The organism is Cellulosimicrobium composti, from assembly GCF_009711085.1.
Taxonomy (GTDB): Bacteria; Actinomycetota; Actinomycetes; order Actinomycetales; family Cellulomonadaceae; genus Cellulosimicrobium; species Cellulosimicrobium composti.
In genome coordinates, this window is record NZ_WMKA01000046.1 from 1 (window position 1) to 23,844 (window position 23,844).

Here is a 23,844-nt window from a genome sequence, read left to right on the forward strand (position 1 = left end):
GCGCTCGCGCGCCTCGCGCTCGGCGGCGGCCGCGCGGGCGAGCGACTGCGCGCGACCCGCGACCGCGCGCGAGCGCTCCTCGCTCGTGCGCAGCGCCAGCCGCGCCTCGGTCTCGGCCGTGCGCGCCGCGGAGGCGAGCGCGAGCAGTCGGTCTCGCTCCGAGGTCGCCTCGGCCACCGCCTCCTCGGACTGCTCGGGCGCGGCCTCCGCGGCCTCGAGCCGCTCCACGAGACCTGCGAGCGCCTCCCGCGCGTCGTCGAGGTCCTGGGACGCGCGGGCGAGGGACGCGCGGACGCGCTCCGCCTCGGCGGCCGCGGAGCGCGCCGTCGCGCCGAGGTGGCCGAGCTGCTCGGCGACGGCGGCGAGCCGCGCGTCCGACTCGTTGAGCCGCTCGAGCGTGTCGTCGTACCGGGCGCGCGCCGCCTGCTCGGCCTCGCGCGCGCCCACGAGGGCGAACCGCGCGCGCTCGGCGCGGGCGGCGGCGGCGTCGTGGGCGGTGCGCGCCTCGTCGAGCGCGGACTGCAGGTGGAGCACGCTGGGCGCCGACGCCGACCCGCCCCAGGCGCGCGTCGCGGCGAGGAGGTCCCCGCCGCGCGTCACGACGGCGACCTCCGGGTGGCGCGCGACGAGGGCGCGCGCGTCCGCGAGGTCGTCGACGACGGCCACCCCGGCGAGCAGGGACCGCACCGCGCGGCCCGTCCCGCCGGACGCCGTGACGACCTCGACGGCCCAGCGCGCGCCGTCGGGCAGCGTCACGCCCGCGGGCGTGCCGTCCTCGCCCGCCGCGTCGCCCGCGACGACGAGCCCCGCGCGTCCGGCGTCCTCGGTGCGCAGGTAGCGCAGCGCGTCGACCGCGGCGTCGACGGACTCGACCGCGACGGCGTCCGCCGCGGGGCCGAGCGCCGCGGCGACCGCGTCCTCGTACCCGGCCTCGACGCCGAGCAGCGCCGCGAGCGACCCCAGGACCCCGACGCCGTCGGCCGCGAGCAGCGCGCCCGCGCCGTCCTTGCGGTCGAGGCTCAGCTCGAGCGCCTCGGTGCGCGCGCTCCACGTGGCACGCTCCTGGTCGGCCGCAGCGGCCTCGTCCTCGAGCGCCTTCACGGCGGCCGTCGTGCGCTCGACCTCGTCGGCCGCGGCCTCGTGCTCGGCGTCGAGGCCCTCCTCGCCCTCCTCGGCTCCGACCACCTGGGTCTCGAGCACCGCGAACTCGGTGCGCGCCTGGGTGCCGCGCTGCTCGGCCTCGGCGAGCGACTCCCGCAGGCGCCCGATCTCCGCCTCCGCCGCCTCCACGCGCGTGCGCTGCGCGGCGACCTGCCCCGCGAGCCGCGCCAAGCCCTCGCGGCGGTCCGCGGCGCCGCGCAGCAGCGTCGCGACGGCGCGCTCCGCCTCCCCGGCGGACCGCTCCACGTCCTCACGCTCGGCGACGGCCGCCGCGAGCGCGTCGCGCGCGCGGGCGACCTCCGCCTCGAGCTCGGCCTCGGTCGCGCGCACGCGCTCCGCCTGCGCCTCGAGCTCGTCGGGGTCCTGGCCGCGCGGCGCGGCCTCGGGGCGTCCGAGCAGGCGCACGCGCTCCTCGGCGAGCGTCTGCGTGCCGCGCAGGCGCTCGCGCAGCGACGAGAGGCGGAACCAGACGTCGGTCGCGGCGCCGAGCGCGGGCGTGGCCTCGGCCGCCTCGCGCTCGAGACGGCCGAGCCCGTCGCGCGCCGTGGCGAGCGCGCGCTCGACCTCGGCCTGCTGGGCGCGCAGCGCCGCCTCGTCCGCGATCTCCTGCTCGAGGGTCGCGGTGAGCTGCGCGAGGTCGTCGGCGAGCAGGCGCGCCTTGGCGTCGCGGAGGTCGGCCTGGATGGTCGCGGCCTTGCGCGCGATCTCCGCCTGCCGCCCGAGCGGGCCGAGCTGGCGCCGGATCTCCGTGGTGAGGTCCGCGAGCCGCGTGAGGTTCGCCTGCATCGCGTCGAGCTTGCGGAGCGCCTTCTCCTTGCGCTTGCGGTGCTTGAGGACGCCCGCGGCCTCCTCGACGAAGCCGCGGCGGTCCTCCGGCGTCGCGCGCAGGACGGCGTCGAGCTGGCCCTGCCCGACGATGACGTGCATCTCGCGGCCGAGCCCGGAGTCGGACAGGAGGTCCTGGATGTCGAGCAGTCGGCACGCGCTCCCGTTGATCGCGTACTCCGACCCGCCGCTGCGGAACAGCGTGCGGGAGATCGTCACCTCGGTGTAGTCGATCGGCAGCGCGCCGTCGGTGTTGTCGATCGTCAGGGACACCTCGGCCCGCCCGAGCGGGGGCCGGCCCGCCGTCCCGGCGAAGATGACGTCCTCCATCTTGCCGCCGCGCAGCGTCTTCGCGCCCTGCTCCCCCATGACCCACGCGAGCGCGTCGACGACGTTGGACTTGCCCGACCCGTTCGGGCCGACGACGCACGTCACGCCGGGCTCGAAGCTCAGCGTCGTCGCGGACGCGAACGACTTGAAGCCGCGCAGCGTCAGGGTCTTGAGGTGCACGGACCCGAGCCTAGTGGCGGCCCCCGACGAACCCGCGGATCTCCGCCCCGCGCGGCCCGGGCGTCGATCGACGCCCGAGGAGCCGAAGAGTCGGCGGCGACACGACCGCTGAGCTGGTTCCCGAGCGCAGGGATCCGATGGCGAGACCTGCGACGAGGCACGACCACCGAGCCGGTGCGGGAGGGACGGACCCTGGGCGGTGGGACGACCACAGAGCCGGTGCCGGAGCGAGGGGCGGGGCGGGTCGTGGCGGGTCTGGCGGGAGCCGCGAGGGACGAGCGGCGGATGGAAGACCCGCCCCGCCCCCTCGCGCAGGCACCGGCGGACGCACGCCCACGCACGCACGCACGCCAACCGGCCAGCAGGCGAGCGAACGCCCCGCCCCGGGAGACCGGGACGGGGCGCCGGCGAGAACGTGTCAGCCGAGCTCGGGGAACCAGAGCGCGATCTCGCGCGCGGCGGACTCGGGCGAGTCCGAGCCGTGCACGAGGTTCTGCTGGACCTTGAGGCCCCAGTCGCGGCCGAGGTCGCCGCGGATCGTGCCGGGGAGCGCCTCGGTGGGGTTCGTCGCGCCGGCGAGCGCGCGGAAGCCGGGGATGACGCCCTGGCCCTCGGCGACGACCGCGAGGATCTTGCCGGAGAGCATGAAGTCGACGAGCGGCTGGAAGAACGGCTTGCCCTCGTGCTCGGCGTAGTGGGCGGCGAGCAGCTCGGGGGTCGCGTCGAGCAGGCGCACGGCGACGAGCGTGTAGCCCTTGGCCTCGACGCGCCGCAGGATCTCGCCGGACAGGCTGCGGCGGACGCCGTCGGGCTTGACGAGGATGAGGGTGCGCTCGATGGTCTCGGTCAGTGCGGGTGCGACGTCGGTCATGGTCGCCGAGCCTACCGGCCGCGCGCGGTGCGCGGTGCGGGGCGTCCGCGCTCGTCCGGGTGCTGGTGCGGGCGTCAGTCGGCGTTGGGCGCGGTCTCGGGGTGCTGGGCGTCGTAGGCAGCGCGCTCGCGGTCGATGCGGCCGCCGAGGCGCAGCGAGACGACCCAGAGGACGACGAACAGGCCGCCGACGACGAACATCATGGGCACGACGAGCCCGAAGGCGAGGACGGGCACCTGGACGACGGACCCGGCGACGTAGCCCCCGGGCGTGCCGACCGTGCGCGACAGCACGAGGAGCACGACGGCGAGCACGCCGCCGACGAGCCAGATGGACGCGGCGTTCGGCAGCTCGAGGGGGCCGCGCGAGTACGGGACGTTCCTCAGGCCGTAGGCGACGAGCGTGGCGAACACGACGAGGAACGCCTCGAGCAGGAGCGTGGTCGACGCGAACTGGACCTTCGCGGGCTTCTTGGGCTTGATGCGGTCGCCCGGCGACGGGCGCACCGGGCCCGCCGCGCGGCCGTAGCGGGACGGCTGCGCGGCGGGCTGCGACGGCGGGGTGCTCACCCGGTCAGGATACCGGCGCGCCGTCGCGCTCCCGGTCCCCCGGGTGGTCGCGGGTCCCGGCACCGCTCGCCGTGACGACGACGGCGTCGGGGGACCCGGCGCCGTCGGCGGCCGGTGCGGGGGCGTCCTCGACGAGGTCGCCGTGGTCCGCGACGGCCTCGCCGCGCGCGACCATCCCGGCGACGTCGGAGAGCTTCACCTCGCGCAGGAAGAGCGCGAGGACGAACCCGACGAGGACGAGGGGCAGGAGGTACCAGAACGCGGGGGCGAGCGCGTCGGTGAACGCGTCGACGACCCCGGTGTGGAGCGGCTCGGGGAGCTGCTCCACGACCTCGGGCGTGAGGGAGGAGCCCTCGGCGCCGGCCGGGGCGGACCCGGCGGGCAGCCCGGCGAAGACGCCGTCGAGGTTGTCCGCGAGGCGGGACGTGAAGATCGTGCTGAACAGGGCGGTGCCGACGGCGGCACCGATCTCGCGGAAGAAGTTGTTCGCGCTCGTCGCGGTGCCGAGCTCGTGCGGGTCGACGGCGTTCTGCACGGCGAGGACGATCGTCTGCATGACGAGGCCCATGCCGGCGCCGAGGACGAAGATCATGGCGCCGAACAGCCACATGGACATGTCACCGGTGATGCGCGTGAGCCACACCATCCCGGCGGCGGTGATCGCGAGCCCGACGACCGGGAAGACCTTGTAGCGACCGGTCTTCGTGATCGCGATGCCGGAGCCGATCGCGGTGAGCATGACGCCCGCCATCATGGGCAGGAGCAGGAACCCGGACTCGGTCACGCCGGCGCCGGTCGACATCTGGAGGAACGTCGGCAGGAACGCGAGCGCGGAGAACATGCCCATGCCGAGCACGAGCCCGATGAGCGTGGCGATGGTGAAGGTGCGGTTCTTGAACAGGTGCAGCGGCAGGAGCGGCTCCTCGGCGCGGTTCTCCACGACGACGAAGAGCGCGACCGAGACGACGACCGCGGTGACGAGCGCGAGGAGCCACGGGTCGGACCAGTCGTAGCCGCGCGAGCCGGTGAGCGACTCCCAGCTCGTGACGAGCACGATGCCGGACGTGGCGACGACCATGAGGACGATCCCCGCGACGTCGATCCTGCGGCCGGACCGGTGGGTCGGGAGGCGGAGCGCGACCCACGCGACGGCGAACGCGGCCACGCCGATCGGGACGTTGATCCAGAACGCCCAGCGCCAGCCGGGGCCCTCGGTGAACCAGCCGCCGAGGAGGGGGCCGATGACGGCCGCGATGCCGAACAGCGCGCCCATCGGGCCCATGTACTTGCCGCGGTCCTTGGCGGGGACGATGTCGGCGATGATCGCCTGCGACAGGATCATGAGCCCGCCGCCGCCGAGGCCCTGCACGCCGCGCCACGCGACGAGCTCCGGGAACGACTGCGCGAACCCGGCGCCGGCGGACGCGACGGTGAAGAGCCCGATCGCGACGAGGAACGGCCAGCGCCGGCCCCAGAGGTCGCCGAACTTGCCGTACAGGGGCATGACGATCGCGATGGCCAGGATGTAGGCGGTGATGACCCACCCCTGGTGCTCGACGCCGTGGAGCTCGCCGACGATGGTCGGCATCGCGGTGCCGACGATCGACTGGTCGAGCGAGGACAGGAACATCGACGCGAGGAGCGCGCCGAAGATCACCCAGACGGTGCGCGGGGTGAGCACGACGAGCGGCGTGCCGCCGTCGGGGGGTGCTGCGGTGGTGGAGGCCATGGGGGTCCGGTTCGGTCGGGACGGGCGCGCGCCGACGGGCGCGGCCCGTCGTCGGGTGGGGAGCAGGTGGGGCGGTGGTGGTCTCGCGGAGCCGCGAGGCCGCGGTCAGCGGGCCGCGGGGTCGGGGGCGCGCGTGTCCTGGAGCAGGGCGCGGAGCTGGTCGACGACGCCGGGCAGGTGGTCGGCCGGGTCGCCGTCGCCGTCGTGCTGCTGCCAGGCGAGCGTCGTCGCGCGCAGCAGGCTCATGACGACGAGCGCGAGCAGCTCGGGGTCGGGGACGAACGGCCGGGCGGCCCGGCGCGCGTCGAACATCTCGACGAGCTCGGCGTGGTGGGCCTCGACCCAGGCGAGGTGCCGCGCGACGAGGTGCGGCTCGCGCTGGACGATCTCGAGCCCGCGCGCCATGCGCTCGGGGGCGACGACCTGGTGCGCGAGGACGTCGGCGACCACGAGCTCGAGGTCGTCGAGGAGGACGCCGGTGGGGCCGCCCGTCACGAAGGTCGCGACGACCTCCGGGCTGACGGAGAAGTCCTCGAGGCCGAGCACGGCGTCGTCCTTGGACGAGAAGTAGTTGAAGAACGTCCGGGGTGACACGCCCACGGCGGCGCAGACGTCCTCGACGGTCACGGCGTCGAGGCCGCGCTCGAGGACGAGGCGCTGGGCGGCGTCGACGAGCGCGTCGCGGCGCGCGCGCTTCTTGCGCTCGCGCAGGCCGGCGGGCGCGCGCAGGGGGCGCTCGTCGCGGGCGGGCGCGCCGGGGTCGTCGAGGGAGGAGGCGGGCACCCGCTTATATTTGCACGCGCTGCAATTTTGCATCAACTGCACTACGACGTGGCGACCGCCACACGCGTCACACCTCGCCGAACCCGCCCTCGACGGCCTCGACCACGGCCCGGACCGCGTCGGCCGCCTCCGGCCCCTCCCCGGTCACGGTGAGCTCCTGGCCGCCCGCGGCGCCGAGCTTCATGAGCTCCAGCACGCTCGCGCCGTTGACGCCGTCGATCGCCACGGAGGCGTCGAACCCCGCGACGAGGCGGGCGAGCACCGCCGCCGGCCGGGCGTGCAGGCCGAGCGGGTTGCGCAGCGTGACGACCGCGCGCGTGCCGCCGTCGGCCGCGGGCTCGCCGTCGGTCGTGCCCGGCCCCTCGGCCGCCCCGGGCGTCTCGGCCCCGACCGCGAACGTGCCGCCCGCGTGCTCGGCCGACGCGAGGACCTCGGCGACGTCTCCCCCGCCGTGCGCCGTCACGGCGGCCGCGACGGCGCCCTCGACGAACGGGGCGTCCGCGAGCCGCACCCGGCCGTCGAACCCGTCCTCCATGTCGAGGACCGACTCGACGGTCATCACGGCGGAGCCGAGGTCCGCGAGGACGACCGCGCCGTCGGCCGCCTGGAGCGCCTCCTCGATCGCCGCGGAGACGCGGTCGTAGCTCGTGCCGAGCCCGCCGTCGTCCGTCCCGCCCGCGGCGAGCAGCAGCACGCCGGGCGCCATCTGGGCGGAGAGCTCGACGGCCCCCTGCGCGAGCCGCTGCGAGTGCGAGACGAGGACGAGCGCGACGCGCGCCCGCGCCCCGACCGGCCCGGCGCTCACGCCGTGGCCGCGTCGCGCGCGGCCTCGAGCAGGATCGCCGTCGACGTCGCCCCCGGGTCCTGGTGGCCCGCGCTGCGCTCGCCGAGATAGCTCGCGCGACCCTTCGTCGCGACGAGCGGGACCGTCGCCCCGGCGCCCGCGCGCGCGGCGTCCGCGGCCGCGGCGAGGACGTCGGCCGGGGACGCGCCCCCGTTCGCCGCGGCCTCGGCCGCGTCCACCGCGGGCTGCCACGCGTCGACCATCGTCTTCTCGCCGACCTGCGCCTTGCCGCGCGCGGTGATGCCCTCGAGCGCACCCTCCAGGAGCGCGACGACGCCCTGCGCGTCGAGCTCGGCCAGGCCGGTCACCTTCGCGGCGCGCAGGTACGCGGTCCCGTACAGCGGCCCCGAGGCCCCGCCCACGGACGACATGAGCGTCGTGGCGACCAGCTTGAGCACGTCGCCGATCTGGGCCGGCGGCTGCTCCCCCGAGGCCGACCCGTCGAGCTTGGCGACCACCGCGCGGAACCCGCGGTCGAGGTTCTCCCCGTGGTCACCGTCCCCGATCTGCCGGTCCAGCTCGGTCAGCTCGTCGCGCGCCGCCGTGATGCGCTCCGCGCTCAGCCGGGTCCATCGGTCCGCCCAGGCCACGTCCAGCGTCATGCCCCACCTCTCCTCGCCGTCGAGCCGGCGGTCCGCCGGCTCTCGGAGACTGCACGAAAGGGCACCCGTTCACCAGCGCAGCGCAGCCGTGTGGACGGGAGCGTCCCACAGGGCCGTGAGCTCGTCGTCCAGGCGCAGCACGGTGACCGACGCACCCTGCATCTCCAGCGACGTGACGTAGTTGCCGACGAGCGAGCGCGTCACCCGTACGCCGCGCCCCTCGAGCAGCCTCCTCGCCTGACGATAGACGACGTAGAGCTCGGACAGCGGCGTACCGCCCATTCCGTTAACGAACAGCAACACGTCCTCGCCCTCGGCGAGGCCCAGGTCGTCCGCGACCGGGTCGACGAGCCGCTGCGTGATCTCGTCGGCGGGGGCGAGCGGGATGCGGTGACGACCCGGCTCGCCGTGGATGCCGATCCCGATCTCCACCTCGTCGTCGCCGAGGTCGAAGCTCGGCTTCCCGACGTGGGGCACGGTGCACGCCGTGAGCGCGACGCCCATGGAGCGCACGTTCGCCACGACGCGGCCCGCGATCTCGGTGACGGTCCCGAGGTCGTCGCCGCGCTCCGCGGCGGCACCCGCGATCTTCTCGACCGCGACGGTGCCCGCGACGCCGCGCCGGCCCGCCGTGTACAGCGAGTCCTCGACCGCGACGTCGTCGTTGACGAGGATGCTCGAGACCTGCGTGCCCTCGGCCTCGACGAGCTCGACCGCGGTCTCGAAGTTGAGCACGTCGCCCGTGTAGTTCTTCACGATCGCGAGCACGCCCGCGCCCGAGTCGGCGCCGAGGATCGCCGGGACGATCTGGTCCGGCGTCGGCGACGTGAACACAGCGCCCGGCACCGCGGCGTCGAGCATCCCGGGGCCGACGAAGCCCGCGTGCAGCGGCTCGTGGCCCGAGCCGCCGCCGGAGACGAGGCCCACCTTCCCGGGGACCGCGCCACCGGCGCGCGAGACGTACGGCGGCGCGGTGTGCACCTGCACGAGGTCGGCGTGCGCCTGGCCGAAGCCCTCGAGGGACTCCGTCACCGCGTCCTGGGGATCGTTGAGCAGCTTCTTCACCGGTCATCCCTCCATCGGTCCGTGCGCCCGGGGCACCCCGGTCGCTGACGACCCCCGCCCGGCGTGCCCGTCGCCGTCGTCGGCACCATCAAACACCCGGTCGCCGCGGACCGCGCGGCGTCCTGCTCAGCCGCGGCCGAGCAGGACGCGCACGTCGGCCACGGTGACGACCGAGCCCGTGACGAGCACGCCCGAGCCCGTGCCGACGCCGACCGGGTCGTCGCGCTCCGCGAGGTCCACCGCCACCTGGAGCGCCTCGTCGAGCCGCTCGGCGCTGTGCACGCGGTCCTCGCCGAACACGTCGGCGGCGAGCTCGGCGAGGTCGGTCGGGTCGGCCGAGCGCTCGGAGCTGTTGCGCGTCACGACGACCTCCGCGAGCACGGGCTCGAGGGCCGCGAGCAGGGGCTCGGCGTCCTTGTCCGCCATGATCGCGACGACGCCGACGAGGTGGCGCAGGTCGAACGCCTCGCCGAGGGCCTCCGCGAGCGCCTCGGCGCCCGCGGCGTTGTGCGCCGCGTCGACGAGGACGGTCGGGCTGGACCGCACGACCTCGAGCCGGCCCGGCGACGTGACGTCCGCGAAGGCGGCCTCGACGAGCGCGCCGTCGAGCGCGCGGCCCCCGAGGAACGCCTCGACGGCCGCGAGCCCGAGGAGCGCGTTGTGCGCCTGGTGCTCGCCGTGCAGCGGGAGGAACACCTCGGTGTAGAGGGCCGCGGGCGTGCGCAGGTCGAGCAGCTGGCCGCCGACCGCGACCTGCCGGTTCGCGACGTCGAGGTCCACGCCCTCGCGCAGGAGGCGCGCCCCGACGCTCTCGGCGCGGGCGCGCAGCACCTCCTCGACCTCGGGGCGCTGCGCGGCGGAGAGCACGGTCGCGCCCGCCTTGACGATCCCGGCCTTGACGGTGGCGATCTCCTCGAGCGTGCTCCCGAGCCAGCGCTCGTGGTCGAACGCGACGGGCGTCACGACCGCGACCTCGGCGTCGACCACGTTCGTCGAGTCCCACTCGCCGCCCATCCCGACCTCGACGATCGCGACGTCGACGGGAGTGTCGGCGAACGCCGCGAACGCGACGCCCGTGAGCACCTCGAAGAAGCTCAGCTGCGACTGCCCGGCCTCGGCGAGCTCGGCGTCGACGACCTGGACGTACGGGTAGACGTCCTCCCACACCTCGACGAACCGGCGCGCCGAGAGCGGCTCGCCGTCCACGGCGATGCGCTCGGTGACGCTCGTCAGGTGCGGGCTCGTGAAGAGTCCCGTCCGCAGGCCGTGCTCGCGCACGAGGCGCTCGGCGACGCGCGCCGTGCTCGTCTTGCCGTTCGTGCCCGTGAGGTGGATCGTCCGGAACGCGTGCTGCGGGTCGCCGAGCAGCTCGAACAGACGCCGGACGCGGTCGATCGTCGGGTCGAAGTCGTGCTCGGGAGCGCGCGACAGGATGTGCGCGTAGACGCGCGAGAGGTCCTCCTGCGCGGCGGCCTCCTCGGCCGCCGCGCGGGCCTCCTTCGCGCTCTGCCGGCGCGCGGCGCCGGCGTCCTGGCGGCGCGCGCTCACAGGACCACCGCCGTGTCCGGCACGGTGCCCTCGACCTTCTCGACGTGCACCGACCGCTCCGCGGTCGGCGACGTCTCGACGACGACCTCGGTCGCGAGCGTCTCGCGCGCGACGAGCGCGCGGTGCTCCTCGACCGCGGCGAGCCGGTCGGCCGGCACGGCGAGCCGCAGGCGGATGCGGTCCGCCACGTCGAGACCGGCCGCCTTGCGCGCGTCCTGCACGTCGCGCACGACGTCGCGCGCGTAGCCCTCGGCGAGCAGCGCGTCGTCGAGCGCGAGGTCGAGCACGACGAACCCGCCGCCGGCGAGGACCGCGGCCGCGACGTCCGGCCCGTCCTCGCCGCCGGCCGTCGGCGCGACGACCGTCGTCAGCTCGTACTCGGCCGGCAGGAGCGCGACGTCCCCGTCGTCCGTCGTCACGACGACGGCGCCGCCGTCGTCGACGCGCCACGCACCGGCCTTCGACGCCTTGATGACGGCCTGGACGCCCCGCCCGAGGCGCGGGCCCGCGGCGCGGGCGTTGACGGCGAGGCGCTGGGTGATACCGAACCGGTCCGCGGCGTCGGAGTCCGTGGGCAGGAGGTCGACGGCCTTGACGTTGAGCTCGCGCGCGAGCAGGTCGGCGTACGGCGCGAGGGCCGCCGGGTCGTCGACCACGACCGTGAGCCGCGCGAGCGGCTGACGCACGCGGAGCTGGTTCGCCTTGCGCAGGCCGAGCGCGGCCGACGCGACGGCCCGGACCTCGTCCATCGCCGCGACGAGCGCGTCGTCGGCCACGAGGGACGCCTCCGGGACGTGCCGCACGGCGGTCGCGTACGAGCCGTCCTCGCCGACGAGCCGCTCCCCGACCTCCTCGGTCGCCGCCGGCCAGTCGGTGAGGTGCACGGAGCGCCCGCCCGTCAGGCCGCGCCACACCTCCTCCGCGAGCAGGGGCGCGAGCGGCGCCATGACGCGCGTGAGGGTCTCGAGCGCGGTGTAGAGCGTGTCGAACGCGTCCGCGTCCTCCGACCAGAACCGCTCGCGCTGCGTGCGCACGTACCAGTTCGTCAGGACGTCGAGGTGCTCGCGCACGCTCTCGCACGCGCCCGCGATGTCGTACGCGTCGAGCTGCGCCGTCACACGCACGACGAGGTCGTGCGTGCGCGCGAGCAGGTAGCGGTCGAGCGCGGGCAGCCCGGGCACGCGCTCGGGCGCGACCTTCTGCGCGACGTACCCGCCGCCGTCGGACGCCGCGGCCCCGGACCGGGCCTGCGCCTTCGAGGTGTTGGCGTACAGCGTGAAGAAGTAGTACGTGCTCCACAGCGGCAGCAGCACCTGGCGCACGGCGTCGCGGATCCCGTCCTCGGTGACGACGAGGTTGCCGCCGCGCAGGATGGGCGAGCTCATGAGGAACCAGCGCATCGCGTCGGAGCCGTCGCGGTCGAAGACCTCGTTGACGTCCGGGTAGTTGCGCAGCGACTTGCTCATCTTGCGGCCGTCGGAGCCGAGCACGATGCCGTGCGACACGGCCGAGCGGAACGCCGGGCGGTCGAACAGCGCGGTCGCGAGCACGTGCAGCGTGTAGAACCACCCGCGCGTCTGGCCGATGTACTCGACGATGAAGTCGCCCGGGTTGTGGTGCTCGAACCAGTCCGCGTTCTCGAACGGGTGGTGCACCTGCGCGTAGGGCATCGACCCCGAGTCGAACCACACGTCCATGACGTCCTCGACGCGGCGCATGGTCGAGCGGCCCGTCGGGTCGTCCGGGTTCGGCCGCGTGAGGCGGTCGACGAACGGGCGGTGCAGGTCCGGCTCGCCCTTCTCGTTGCGCGGGAGCGTGCCGAAGTCGCGCTCGAGCTCGGCGAACGAGCCGTACACGTCGACGCGCGGGTACTGCGGGTCGTCGGAGCGCCACACCGGCACCGGGCTGCCCCAGAACCGGTTGCGCGTGATCGACCAGTCGCGCGCGTTCTCGAGCCACTTGCCGAACTGGCCGTGCTGGATGTGGTCGGGCGTCCACGCGATCTGCTCGTTGAGCTCGACCATGCGGTCCCGGAACTTCGACACCGCGACGAACCACGACGACACGCCCATGTAGATGAGCGGCTGCCGGCAGCGCCAGCAGTGCGGGTAGGAGTGCGCGTACGACTCGCGGCGCAGCAGCACCGTGCCCGGCGTCGTCGCGCCGAGCGCGAGCTCGCCGGCGTCCTCGCCGAGCGCGGCGGCGGCGTCGCGGCGCGTGCGGGCCTTGAGGTGGTCGATGATGAGCGGGTTCGCGTCGAAGACCTGCAGGCTCTCGTAGTCGACGACCGGGAACGTGAACTTCCCGTCGGACGCGACCGGCAGCACCGGCTCCACGCCCTCGCGGTCCGAGACGACCTTGTCCTCCTCGCCGAACGCGCCGGCGTTGTGCACGAGCCCCGTGCCGTCGGTCGTCGTGACGAAGTCGGCCTCGACCACGCGGTGCGCGCCCGGGTGCCCGGCGAAGTACGAGAACGGCGGCGTGTACGAGCGCCCGACGAGGTCGGCGCCCGTGAGCCGCTCGACGACCTGCGTCGTCACGTCCTCGACGCCCTCGTCGGCGAGCTCGCGCGCGTACGCCCCGAGCCGCTCGGCCGCGATGACGTAGCGCTCCCGCACCCCCGTGAACGACGACTCGACGACGACGTACTCGACGTCGGGGCCGACCATGACGAACAGGTTGGACGGCAGGGTCCACGGCGTCGTCGTCCAGACGAGCGCGAGCTCGCCGGTCTCGAGCCGCAGGCCCACGGTGACCGCCGGGTCCTGACGGACCTGGTAGACGTCCTCGTCCATGCGCAGCTCGTGGTTGGACAGCGGCGTCTGGTCGTTCCAGCAGTAGGGCAGCACGCGGAAGCCCTCGTAGACCAGGCCCTTGTCGTAGAGCTGCTTGAACGCCCACAGGACCGACTCCATGAACGTCGGGTCGAGCGTCTTGTAGTCGTTCTCGAAGTCGACCCAGCGCGCCTGACGCGTCACGTAGTCGCGCCACTCGCTCGTGTACTTGAGCACCGACGCGCGGCACGCGTCGTTGAAGCGCTCGATGCCGAGCTCGAGGATCTCCTCCTTGGTCTTGATCCCGAGCTGGTCCATCGCCTCGAGCTCCGCCGGCAGGCCGTGCGTGTCCCACCCGAAGCGACGCTCGACGTGCTTGCCGCGCATCGTCTGGTAGCGCGGCACGACGTCCTTCGCGTAGCCGGTGAGCAGGTGCCCGTAGTGGGGCAGGCCGTTGGCGAACGGCGGGCCGTCGTAGAAGACGAACTCGTTGCTGCCGTTCTCGCCGGCCGGGTTGCGCTCGACCGAGGCGCGGAACGTGTCGTCCGCGTCCCAGTACGCGAGCACCTCGCGCTCGATCGCGGGCAGGTCCGGGGAGGCGGGGACGCCGAACGACGCACCCGGGTGCGTGTCGGTGGTCGCGGACGAGGGGTCGCGGTGCAGCGGGTAGGCCATGGTCTCGAGGACTCCGGTGGGTCGCGGTCGGCGGGGTCGTCCGCCGTGGTGGTACGGGTCGGTCGTGCTCTCCTGCGAGGACGACTCCCCCACCCAGGGGCGGGCTCGCCGCGGTACCACCTCGCTTGCCGGCGTCCTCGCGGTGCCCGACGCCGTCGGTCGCCGCGGGCGGTCGCCGACCGCTCGTCGAAGGCTGTGACGGGCCCACCCGTCCGGTTCTAGTGAGGACCTCGCGCCGCGCGATCAGGCGTGCCCGACGGCGCGGGTCCCGTTCTTCCGGAGGCTCGCCGGTGATGGCCGGGTCGACGCCTGTGCGTCCATGGTAGCGGCCGCCCGGCGCCGCGCGGTGAACGCGTCGATGTCGATCGCGACGAGCCACTCGACGGTGAGCGGCGGCGCGCCCGGGCCGGGGCGCGCGGGCGCGTCGGCCGACGGCGCCGCGGCGGGCGCCGCCGTGCGCGCCGGGGCGGGCGTCGCGGGGCGGTAGCGGGGGAAGTGCGGGGGTACGTACATGGAGGTGTCTCGCGTCCTGTGCTCGGCGGGCGTCCGTGGGTGCAGACCCGGTCGCGACGCGGGACTCATCGATGAGCCCGTGGCACGGGACCGGCGACCATCGCGCCCCTTACCCCGGGAGGGAGGGACGAGAGGCTGCTCGCGGACACCAGGTCGAGGCTGCGCAGGGCGCCGCGAGCCCTCAACAACAGGAGACGGCGAGGACCCGCGGGCGCGCGAGGACGAGCGTGCTGCTCGTGGGGCGCGCGGGGGTCACGCGCACATCGTGCCAGCGCGCCCCGGGGCCGGACAAGCCCGGTCCCACGACCCGGGACGCTCCGGCGGCCCCCGTCGCGCCTCACGTCACGCGGACGGTGACCTCGTGCCACCCCGACGCGCCGTCCGGGGCGGGCGGGGCGACGTCGGAGGTCTGCGTGCGCCCGTCGGCGTCCGTCGCGCGGACCGTCAGGCGGTGCTCCCCCGGCGTCGCGTCCCACGCGTACGACCACTGCCGCCACGTGTCGGGCCCGACGGTCTCGGCGAGCGTCGCGGCGCGCCACGCACCGTCGTCCACGCGCACCTCGACCGCGGCGATCCCGGTGTGCTGCGCCCAGGCGACGCCGGCGACGGTGACCGGGCCGGACGGCACGCCCGCGCCCGCGCGCGGCGTGTCGACGCGCGACGCGAGCTTGATCGGGCCGCGCTCCGACCAGCCGCGCGTCGACCAGTACGCGACGTCGTCGGCGAACGTCGTGACCTTGAGCTCGGTGACCCACTTGGTCGCGGACACGTACCCGTACAGGCCCGGGACGACGAGGCGGGCGGGGAACCCGTGCGCGGGCGGGAGCGGCTCGCCGTTCATGCCGACGGCGAGCAGGCACGCGCGGTCCGGGTCCGTGAGCACGTCGAGCGGCGTGCTCGCGGTCCACCCGTCGGCGCTCGTGGACAGCACCATGTCCGCACCGTCGCGCACGCCGGCGCGCGCGAGCAGCTCGCGGACCGGGTACCCGAGCCACCGCGCGTTGCCCACGAGGTCGCCGCCGACCTCGTTCGACACGCACGTGAGCGTCACGTCGTGCTCGACGAGCGGGAGCGCGAGCAGATCGACGATCCCGATCTCGAACGGCTCGTCGACGAGACCCGTCACGCGCAGCGTCCACGTCGCGGGGTCGACCTGGGGCACGCGCAGCGCGGTGTCGATCCGGTAGAAGTCGGCGTTGGGCGTCACGTACGGCGCGAGCCCGGGCACGCGCAGGTCCGCCCCGGCCGGCACGGCCGGGGCCGGGGTCGCCGGGGCCGGCAGGCGCAGCGCCTCGCGCGCGGCCGTGACGGCGCGCGACCCGGCCGACACCGCGCGGGACGTCGCGAGCGCGACGACGCCCGCCGCGGCCGCCAGGCCGGTGACGAGCAGGAACCGGCGGCGGTCCATCGGGGCGCGCTCGCCCGCCCCGGACGCGCGCGCGGGGACGTCCGGCCCGCGCAGCGGGGCGAGGGCCGAGCGGAGCAGCAGGACCCCGACCCCGACCCCGACGAGCGAGGGCAGCGCCCACGCGACGCTCGCCGCGGGCCGGGTCGCGGCGACGACGGCACCCACGGCGCCGACGACGCCCAGCAGCACCGTACCGAGGGGCGGGCGGCGCAGCTCGAGCCACCCCGCGAGCGCGGCCCCCGCGGCGAGCACGACGGCCATGCCGCCGAGCAGGACGGCCTTGTCCGCCGTGCCGAACGTCGCGACGGCCCAGTCCTTGACCGGCCCCGGGACCGCGTCGACCACGCCGGCGCCGGCGGCGAACAGCGGGCTCGACCCGGGACCGACGAGGGCCGCGACGAGCTCGGCGACCGCGAACCCCACGGCCGCGCAGACGACGCCCGCGAGCGCGGAGAGCGCCGCGGCACGGCGGGCGGGGACGGTCATGCCCTCAGCCTCGCACGCGCGACGCACGACGGATCGCGGGACGTCAGCGGTCCTGGCCGTCCTCGGCGGGCGCCGGGACGCCCTTCGGCACGAGCGGGGCGCGCCACAGCGAGTACGTGGAGGCCTGCGCGACGGGGCGCAGGATCAGCGAGTCGATGTTGACGTGGTGCGGGCGCGTCACCGCGAACGTCACGACGTCCGCGACGTCGTCCGCGGTCAGCGGGTCCACGACCCCCTCGTACACGGCGTCCGCGCCCGCCTGGTCGCCGTGGTACCGGTTGAGCGAGAACTCGGGCGTGTGCACGAGGCCCGGCGCGATCTCGATGACGCGGATCGGCTCGCCCACGAGCTCGAGGCGGAGCGTCCTCGCGACGCCGAGCAGCGCGTGCTTGGACGCGACGTAGCCGGAGCCGCCGACGTACGTGTCGTGGCCCGCGGTGGACGTCATGAGCACGACGTCGCCCCGGCGCGACGCGCGCAGCAGCGGCAGGAACGCCTTCGTCGCGCGGACGGTGCCGAGCACGTTCGTCTCGTACATCGCGCGCCACTCGTCGATCTTCGCCTCGTCCACGTGGTCGACGCCGAGGCCGAACCCGGCGATGTTGAGCAGCGCGTGCACCGGACCGCGTGCGCCGGCCTCGGCGACGAGCCGCGCGACGTCGTCGTCCGACGTCACGTCTCCGACCACGGGGTGCGCGCCCGTGCGCTCCGCGACCTCGGCGAGGCGGTCCGCGCGCCGCGCGAACGCGACGACGTCCCAGCCCCGGGCGCGCAGGAACCGCACGCACGCCTCGCCGATGCCCGACGACGCGCCGGTCACCACGGCGCGCAGGGGCTCGGTCCCGGTGCTGGTGCCGGTGCGGGGCGCCGGGTCGACGGGGTGGGTACCGGGGGTCGGGTGCTGGTCGCTCACGAGCGCCACTGTGCCACCTCGCGGGCGCGGTCGGCGCCGCGCGTCCCACTCGCTGGGACGTCTGCGCACCGGGAGCGCGCGCCTCCCGCCTGCGCGGCCCGGCGTACTAGGCTGGTCGACGGATCACGGGCCGCGCACTGGCCCGTCGGGGCGGCACCGGATCTGTGCCGTGGGTCCGTGCGACGCGAGATGACGCGTCGGTCCCGGCCGCCGAGGCGGCCGGCGTCGAGAACGCACCGTCGCGGCGGCGTGCCCGTCCGGGCCGCCGGCGCGCCCGACCCCGGAGATGCCCACCCGTGCCCTCTGCTCGTACCGCTCCCCGCCGTCCCCACGGCCTCCTCGCCCTCCCCGCCGCCCTCGCGCTCGCGCTCGCCGCGTGCTCGTCCGGCACCGCGCCCGGCGGCACCTCGACCCCGGACGGCGACGACCCGGCGTCGGCCACGGTCCCCGCGCGCACGACCTACCCGCTGACGGTCGAGGACTGCGGCGTCGAGGTGACGTTCGACGCCGCGCCCGAGCGCGTCGTGACGATCAAGTCGAGCACCACGGAGATGCTCCTCGCGCTCGGGCTCGGCGACCGGATCGTCGCGACCGCGTTCCCCGACGGGCCCGTGCCCCCGGCGCTCGCCGACGCCGCGGCCGACGTCCCCGCCGTCGCGGAGCCGATGTCCGACAAGGTGCCGGGCGCGGAGGCGGTGCTCGACGCCGAGCCCGACCTCGTCTACGCCGGCTGGGAGTCCAACCTCACCGCGGACGGCGCGGGCGACCGCGACACGCTCGCGCGGCTCGGCGTCGCGACCTACGTCTCCCCCGCGGCGTGCAAGGCGCCGGAGCACATGCCGGACCCGCTGACGTTCGAGCACGTGTTCGCCGAGATCACCGAGGTCGGCACGATCTTCGACGCGCAGGACGCGGCCGCCGCCCTCGTCGCCGAGCAGCGCGCGACGCTCGACGGCGTCGTCCGGGACGAGCGCGGGCTGACCGCCCTGTGGTACTCGTCGGGCGACGACATCCCGTACGTCGGCGCGGGCATCGGTGCGCCGCAGATGATCCTCGACGCCGTCGGGCTCGAGAACGTCGCGGGCGACGTGCACGACACCTGGACGTCGTACGCGTGGGAGGAGGCGATCGCCGCCGACCCGGACGTCCTCGTGCTCGTCGACGCGGCGTGGAACACCGCCGACGCCAAGATCGAGCGCCTCGAGTCCAACCCGGCCACGGCCGAGATGACCGCGGTGCGCGAGGGTCGCTACCTGACGATCCCGTTCCCGGCGACCGAGGCGGGCGTGCGCACCGTCGACGCGGTCGTCGACCTCGCGGCGCAGCTGGAGGCGCTCGACCTGTGACGACGCTGCGCGCCCGCCCCGCCCCCGTGCCGGTCCGCCCCGACGGCCCCGCGGCGTCCGGCGCGCGCCGCGGCGCGGGATGGTGGGTCCCGGCGGGCGTCGCGGCGCTCGTCGCGACCGTCCTCGTCACCGTGACCGTCGGCCCCGCCGACCTCGCCGTCGGGGACGTGTGGCGCTCGGTCGCGACCCACCTCGGCCTCGGGGGGCTGCTCGGCCTCGAGCCGCTCGGCGCCCTCCAGGACGGCATGGTGTGGCAGCTGCGCCTGCCGCGCGTGCTCACCGCCGCCGCCGTGGGTGCCGGGCTCGCGGTGTGCGGCGTCGTCATGCAGTCGCTCACGCGCAACCCGCTCGCGGACCCGTACCTGCTCGGGCTGTCGTCGGGCGCGTCGCTCGGCGCGGTGCTCGTGCTCGTCGCGGGCTGGACCGTCCTGCTCCCGGTCGCGGCGTTCGGCGGCGCGGTGCTCGCGCTCGTCGCCGCGCTCGGCCTCGCGGGCGCGCTCGGCGCGCTCACGCCCACGCGGACCGTGCTCGCCGGGCTCGCGGTGAGCCAGCTCGCCGCGGCCGCGACGAGCTTCGTCATCTTCTGGTCCGCGACGGGCGACTCGTACCGCGAGATCCTGTCGTGGCTCATGGGCTCGGTCGCAGGGGCCACGTGGACGTCGGTCGCGGTCGCGGGCGGCGCGACGCTCGTGCTCGGCACGCTGCTCGCGTCGACCGGCTCGGTGCTCGACGCCTTCACGTTCGGCGACACCGCGGCCTCGGCGCTCGGGATCGACGTCGTGCGCGTGCGCTGGACGCTCCTCGTGGGCGTCGCGCTGCTCACCGGGGCCCTCGTGTCCCAGTCCGGGTCGATCGGGTTCGTCGGGCTGATCCTGCCGCACGCGGTGCGGCTCCTCACGGGCGCGCGGCACCGCCTGCTGCTCCCGCTCTCGGCACTGTTCGGGGCGACGTTCCTCGTGTGGGCGGACACGCTCGCGCGCACCGTCTTCGCGCCGCGCGAGCTGCCGGTGGGGATCGTGACCGCCGCGATCGGCGCCCCCGTGTTCGCGCTGCTGCTGTGGCGCGGGAGGAGGACCACGTGACGGAGACCCGCACCGCACCGGTCGCGACCGGTGCCGAGGACCGCCGCGACGCCGCGGTGCCGGGCGCGCCGCCCGCGACGGACGGGCTCGACGCCGCGCGCGTCTCGTGGTCCGTCGACGGGCGCCTCGTCCTCGACGGCGTCGACTGCACCGCTCCCCCGGGCGCGGTGAGCGGGCTGCTCGGCCCGAACGGCTCCGGCAAGTCCACGCTCCTGCGCGTGCTCGCGGGCGTGCGCGCCCCGGACGCGGCGCCCGGGCGCGACGCCGCCCACGTCCGCTTCGCCGACGCCGACCTGCTCGCCCTCCCGCGGCGCCGTCGTGCGCGCGTCCTCGCGCTCGTCGAGCAGGACGCGACGACCGACCTGCCGCTCACGGTGCTCGACGCCGTGCTCCTCGGCCGCATCCCGCACCGCTCGCTCCTCGCGGGCGACTCCGCGGCCGACCGGGACGTCGCGGCCGCGGCCCTCGCACGCGTCGGGATGTCCGCGTTCACGGGGCGCGAGGTCGCGACGCTCTCGGGCGGCGAGCGCCAGCGCGTGCACCTCGCCCGGGCGCTCGCGCAGGAGCCCGCGCTGCTCCTGCTCGACGAGCCGACCAACCACCTCGACATCGCCGCGCAGCTCGACACGATGCGCGTCCTGCGCGATCTCGCGGGCGACGGCGTGACCGTGCTCGCCGCGCTGCACGACCTCAACCTCGCGGCGCAGACGTGCGACCACGTCGTGGTGATCGCGGACGGCCGGGTCGTCGCCGCGGGCGACGTGCACGACGTGCTCGTCCCCGACGTGCTCGACCCGGTCTACGGGGTGCGGTGCGAGGTGCTCACGCACCCCCGCACGGGCCGTCCCGTCCTCGTGTTCGACTCGTCAGACTGACCGCGCGGACGGGTCCGCGCCCACGAGGACGGGCGGGCGCAGGGCGCCCGGCGCCGGCGCGCCGACGGCCGGTGCGGTCCGCACGGCGGGACGCGCGGCGCCCCGCGGCTCGTCGCGCGCCCGGAGCCGCGCCCGGCTCGCGCTGAGCGACGCGCTCGCGGCCGTCGCGACGAGCCAGAAGTAGGGCTGCTGGAGGGTGGCGCTCGTCAGCGCGAACGAGAGCATGACGCCGAGGACCGCGGCCTCCGTCGCCGCGACGCACCGACGCATCGCGAGGACGAGGCCGCGCGCGACGTGGAGGTAGACGAGCACCACGGCGAGGACGAGCGCGAGCCCGCCCTGGTACCACGCGCGCAGCGGGAGGTCGTGGGTGAGCGTCTCGCCGTCGAGGACGATGCTCGTCACGCCCGAGGCGTCGTCGAGACCGACCCCGACGAGCGCGTCGCGGCGGATCCCCTCCCACGCCGCCTGCACCGTCTCGAGCCGCGTGGCCATGGTCGAGATCTGGTCCGTCTGCCCGGTCACCTGGAGCAGCCGCTCCGCGGGGGTCCGGAACGAGCCCGCGCCGGGCGCGAGGGACGCGAGCGCCGTGACGAGCGCGGCGAGCGACGCGACCGCGAGGACGACCCAGCGCAGGCGGACCCGCAGCGCGACGGCGAGCACGAGCGACCCGAGGGCCAGGGCTGCGAGCGCCGTCATGCTCGCGGACGCGAGCAGACCGCCCGCGTTCGCCGCCACGAGCAGCGCGAGCGCGGCCCGCCGTCGCACCGTCCGGGCGGTCCGGAGGTCGCCCAGGCACAGCACGATCGCGACCGCGGCGAGGAGCCCGAGCACGTTGGAGTGGCCCGCGAGCCCGGGCGCCCGGCCCAGCTCCGCGGCGGACCCGAGCACGGCGCCGCCGGTGACCGACTGGGCCACGGCGACGAGCGACGACGCGGTCTGGCCGAGCACGAGGCCGGTCGCCGCGGCGCGGAGCAGGTCGGGTCGGGACCCGGCGGCCCACCGGAGGACGGGCGGTGCGAGGCCCCACACGGCCACGAGCAGCACGCCGTTCTGGACGTGCGTCGCGCGGTCGACGGCGTGCGCCGCGCTGACGACCGTCGCGACCCCCGCGAGGTACGTGGCGGCGAGCCACACCCCGGAGCCCGGGCCCAGCCGGGCCCGGCCGGTGAGCAGGAGACCGAGGAGCGCGCCGACGACGGCGGCGGTCCAGGCGAGGCGCAGCGCGGGCGACAGCCCCCACGAGAGCGGGAGCACCGCCGCGAGCACGACCGCCGAGGCCCGGAGCATGCTCGACAACCTACAAGGGACTGGTCTCGCCCACCCGGCGGCGGGACGACCGGCTCAGGCCTCCCCGCGGGCCGCGAGCCGCGGCAGCTCGATCGCCGGGCAGCGGTCCATGACCATGTCGAGGCCCGCGTCGCGCACGCGGCGGGCCGCGTCCTCGTCGATCACGTCGAGCTGGAACCACACGGCCTTGGCGCCGATCGCGACGGCCTGGTCCGCGACGTCGCCCGCGAGCTCCGAGCGCACGAACACGTCGACGACGTCGACGAGGAACGGGACGTCGGCGAGCGTCGCGTAGCCCTGCTCGCCGTGGACCGTCTCGGCCGACGGGTGCACGGGGACGACGCGCTTGCCGTGCTGCTGGAGCACGCGCGCCACGCCGTACGCCGCGCGCTCAGTGTTGTTCGACAGGCCGACGACGGCCCACGTCTCGGTGTCCTGCAGGACCCGCCGGACTGTCTCCTGCTCGGTGGCCGGCTCGCCGGCTGCGACGTCGCTCATGCCCAGCGCAACCGGGCCCCGGGCGCGGGTATTCCGCCTCCGGGGGCCCGGCGGGACGGCGGTCACACGAGCGCGAGCGCGAGCAGCGCGGCGGACGCCGCACCGGCGACCGTGCGCACGTGGTTCCACGCGAGCCAGCGCGGCCAGAACGCCGTCCACGCGTCCGCGAGGTCCCCGCCACGTGCGGCGGCGGCCTCGAGGCGCTCGTTGAGGGGGACGTTGCCGACGCCCGTCACGCCGAGGATCCCGGCGACCGCGACGACCGCGCCCGCGAGCGCCCACCCCGACCCGTCGGCGCCCGTGACCAGCCCGACGACGGCGGCCACCACCGGCAGGAGCACGCTCGCCGCGAGCAGGAGCATCAGCGGCGGTCGCAGCGCGTCCCGGTTGATGGCCGCCATCGCCGCGCCCGCCTCGCGGGGCGCCAGGCGGCGCAGCCCGCCCAGGACGAACGTGGAGAACGCGAAGAGCACGCCGCCCGCGAGACCGGTGGCGACGGCGCCCGCGACGGCGAGCGCGGCGAAGGCGGTCACGACCCGTCGGCGGTCGCGCCGGGGCCCCACGCGGCCGCCTCGCGCGCCGCGAACTCGCGGAAGTCGCGCGGCGCGCGCCCGAGCGCCTCGCGGACCCCGTCCGCGACCGGCGTCCCGCGCCCGTCGAGCACCTCGGTGAAGAGGTAGCGCATGAGCGCCACGAGGTCCTCGGGCAGCCCGAGGTCGCGCAGGCCGGCGACGAAGTCGTCGGCGGTGACGGGCACGAACCGCACGTCGCGCCCGCTCACCGCGACGATCTCGGAGACCGCCTCGTCGAACGTCAGTGCGCGGGGCCCGGTGAGCTCGAGGACGCGACCGGCGAGCGCGTCCCCGGTGAGGGCCGCGACCGCGACGTCGGCGACGTCCTCGACGTCGACGAACGGCTCGGCGACACCGTCGACCGGGAGCGCGAGCACGCCGTCGAGCACGGGACCGAGCAGGAAGCTCTCGCTGAAGTTCTGGGCGAAGAACGCGCTCCGCACGACGGTGCGGCCGGGGAAGTCGTCGGCGACGAGCGCCTCGGCGCGCTGTGCCTCCTCCTCGCCGCGGCCCGACAGGAGCACGAGGCGGCGCACGCCGGCCTCCCGCGCGCGGGCCGCGAACCGGGCGACGGTCTCGGGCGCGCCCGGGACGGCGAGGTCGGGCGCGTACGCGACGTACACCGCAGTGGCGCCGGTCAGGGCGGGTGCCCACGTGGCGTCGTCCTCCCAGTCGAAACGGACCTCGCCGCCGCGCGACGCGCGCCGCACGGGGACGCCGAGCGTGTCGAGCCGAGCGGCGACGCGGCGGCCGGTCTTGCCGGTAGCGCCGAGGACGAGCACCGTCCCCGGCGTGGCGGCGCCCGCCTCGTGCGGGGCGGCGTCGGTGGTCGGGGTGGTGGCGGTCATGGCAGGTCTCCTTGCTCACGAGGTTCGGTGCGGACGAGACCAGTCAACCGAGCGCGG

General features: G+C 75.8%; 20 protein-coding genes. 3 read left to right on the top strand and 17 right to left on the bottom strand.

From position 1 onward, the window contains the following. The 13 genes from GJV82_RS15655 to GJV82_RS15715 all read right to left on the bottom strand — a co-directional run. Positions 1-2,496 (bottom strand): chromosome segregation SMC family protein (locus GJV82_RS15655; protein WP_318657714.1); only part of this gene is annotated, 2,496 nt, incomplete at its 3' end. 418 nt (positions 2,497-2,914) lie between these two features. After that, positions 2,915-3,367 (bottom strand): nucleoside-diphosphate kinase, encoded by a 453-nt coding sequence (ndk, locus tag GJV82_RS15660; protein ID WP_155099877.1) that lies wholly within the window; start codon positions 3,365-3,367, stop codon positions 2,915-2,917. 74 nt (positions 3,368-3,441) lie between these two features. Next, complete coding sequence (locus tag GJV82_RS15665) at positions 3,442-3,936, bottom strand: DUF4233 domain-containing protein (RefSeq protein WP_024840508.1); 495 nt, start codon at positions 3,934-3,936, stop codon at positions 3,442-3,444. A gap of 4 nt (positions 3,937-3,940) precedes the next feature. Continuing rightward, a complete protein-coding gene (locus GJV82_RS15670; RefSeq protein WP_155099878.1) occupies positions 3,941-5,665 on the bottom strand; it encodes an MDR family MFS transporter in 1,725 nt (574 codons plus the stop codon). A gap of 105 nt (positions 5,666-5,770) precedes the next feature. After that, a complete protein-coding gene (locus GJV82_RS15675) occupies positions 5,771-6,448 on the bottom strand; it encodes a TetR/AcrR family transcriptional regulator (protein WP_318657715.1) in 678 nt (225 codons plus the stop codon). A 67-nt stretch (positions 6,449-6,515) separates the two neighbouring features. Then, positions 6,516-7,253 (bottom strand): dihydroxyacetone kinase phosphoryl donor subunit DhaM, encoded by a 738-nt coding sequence (dhaM, locus tag GJV82_RS15680; protein ID WP_318657716.1) that lies wholly within the window; start codon positions 7,251-7,253, stop codon positions 6,516-6,518. Then, on the bottom strand, positions 7,250-7,894 hold the full coding sequence (gene dhaL / locus GJV82_RS15685) for a dihydroxyacetone kinase subunit DhaL (protein ID WP_155099879.1): 645 nt from the start codon (positions 7,892-7,894) through the stop codon (positions 7,250-7,252). The genes dhaM and dhaL overlap by 4 nt, the downstream gene beginning before the upstream one ends. A 69-nt stretch (positions 7,895-7,963) precedes the next feature. Continuing rightward, positions 7,964-8,959, bottom strand: coding sequence for a dihydroxyacetone kinase subunit DhaK (gene dhaK, locus GJV82_RS15690; RefSeq protein ID WP_318657717.1), 996 nt, complete (start codon positions 8,957-8,959; stop codon positions 7,964-7,966). 126 nt (positions 8,960-9,085) lie between these two features. Next, positions 9,086-10,507 (bottom strand): bifunctional folylpolyglutamate synthase/dihydrofolate synthase, encoded by a 1,422-nt coding sequence (locus tag GJV82_RS15695; protein WP_318657718.1) that lies wholly within the window; start codon positions 10,505-10,507, stop codon positions 9,086-9,088. After that, positions 10,504-13,956: an isoleucine--tRNA ligase gene (gene ileS / locus GJV82_RS15700; protein ID WP_115942351.1), complete on the bottom strand. Its 3,453-nt coding sequence runs from the start codon at positions 13,954-13,956 to the stop codon at positions 10,504-10,506. Before ileS ends, GJV82_RS15695 begins: the two co-directional genes overlap by 4 nt. A gap of 243 nt (positions 13,957-14,199) precedes the next feature. Then, complete coding sequence (locus tag GJV82_RS15705) at positions 14,200-14,469, bottom strand: hypothetical protein (protein ID WP_024840500.1); 270 nt, start codon at positions 14,467-14,469, stop codon at positions 14,200-14,202. Between the two features lie 337 nt (positions 14,470-14,806). Next, on the bottom strand, positions 14,807-16,363 hold the full coding sequence (locus GJV82_RS15710) for a molybdopterin-dependent oxidoreductase (RefSeq protein ID WP_155099880.1): 1,557 nt from the start codon (positions 16,361-16,363) through the stop codon (positions 14,807-14,809). 43 nt (positions 16,364-16,406) lie between these two features. Beyond that, a complete protein-coding gene (locus GJV82_RS15715) occupies positions 16,407-17,276 on the bottom strand; it encodes an SDR family oxidoreductase (protein WP_404812991.1) in 870 nt (289 codons plus the stop codon). Positions 17,277-17,572: 296 nt separating this feature from the next. Between GJV82_RS15715 and GJV82_RS15720 the strand changes: the two genes are divergently transcribed. From GJV82_RS15720 to GJV82_RS15730, 3 genes are read left to right on the top strand one after another with little or no spacing between them, the layout of a single operon-like run. Continuing rightward, on the top strand, positions 17,573-18,622 hold the full coding sequence (locus GJV82_RS15720; protein WP_318657719.1) for a putative F420-0 ABC transporter substrate-binding protein: 1,050 nt from the start codon (positions 17,573-17,575) through the stop codon (positions 18,620-18,622). After that, complete coding sequence (locus GJV82_RS15725) at positions 18,619-19,704, top strand: putative F420-0 ABC transporter permease subunit (protein ID WP_318657720.1); 1,086 nt, start codon at positions 18,619-18,621, stop codon at positions 19,702-19,704. The genes GJV82_RS15720 and GJV82_RS15725 overlap by 4 nt, the downstream gene beginning before the upstream one ends. 56 nt (positions 19,705-19,760) lie before the next feature. Continuing rightward, on the top strand, positions 19,761-20,579 hold the full coding sequence (locus GJV82_RS15730; protein ID WP_318657723.1) for a putative F420-0 ABC transporter ATP-binding protein: 819 nt from the start codon (positions 19,761-19,763) through the stop codon (positions 20,577-20,579). Here the strand turns inward: GJV82_RS15730 and GJV82_RS15735 are convergent. The 4 genes from GJV82_RS15735 to GJV82_RS19555 all read right to left on the bottom strand — a co-directional run bounded on the left by GJV82_RS15735 (position 20,571) and on the right by GJV82_RS19555 (position 23,787). Continuing rightward, complete coding sequence (locus tag GJV82_RS15735) at positions 20,571-21,869, bottom strand: hypothetical protein (RefSeq protein ID WP_155099882.1); 1,299 nt, start codon at positions 21,867-21,869, stop codon at positions 20,571-20,573. The genes GJV82_RS15730 and GJV82_RS15735 overlap by 9 nt on opposite strands. Positions 21,870-21,923: 54 nt before the next feature. Then, the gene (locus GJV82_RS15740; protein ID WP_155099883.1) at positions 21,924-22,367 is read right to left on the bottom strand and encodes a CoA-binding protein; all 444 of its coding nucleotides are present in this window, start codon (positions 22,365-22,367) and stop codon (positions 21,924-21,926) included. 62 nt (positions 22,368-22,429) lie between these two features. Further along, positions 22,430-22,900 (bottom strand): anthrone oxygenase family protein, encoded by a 471-nt coding sequence (locus tag GJV82_RS19550; protein WP_196217280.1) that lies wholly within the window; start codon positions 22,898-22,900, stop codon positions 22,430-22,432. Next, entirely contained in the window at positions 22,897-23,787 is an 891-nt protein-coding gene (locus tag GJV82_RS19555) for an NAD(P)H-binding protein (protein ID WP_196217281.1), read from the bottom strand. The genes GJV82_RS19550 and GJV82_RS19555 overlap by 4 nt, the downstream gene beginning before the upstream one ends. Positions 23,788-23,844: the final 57 nt, after the last annotated feature.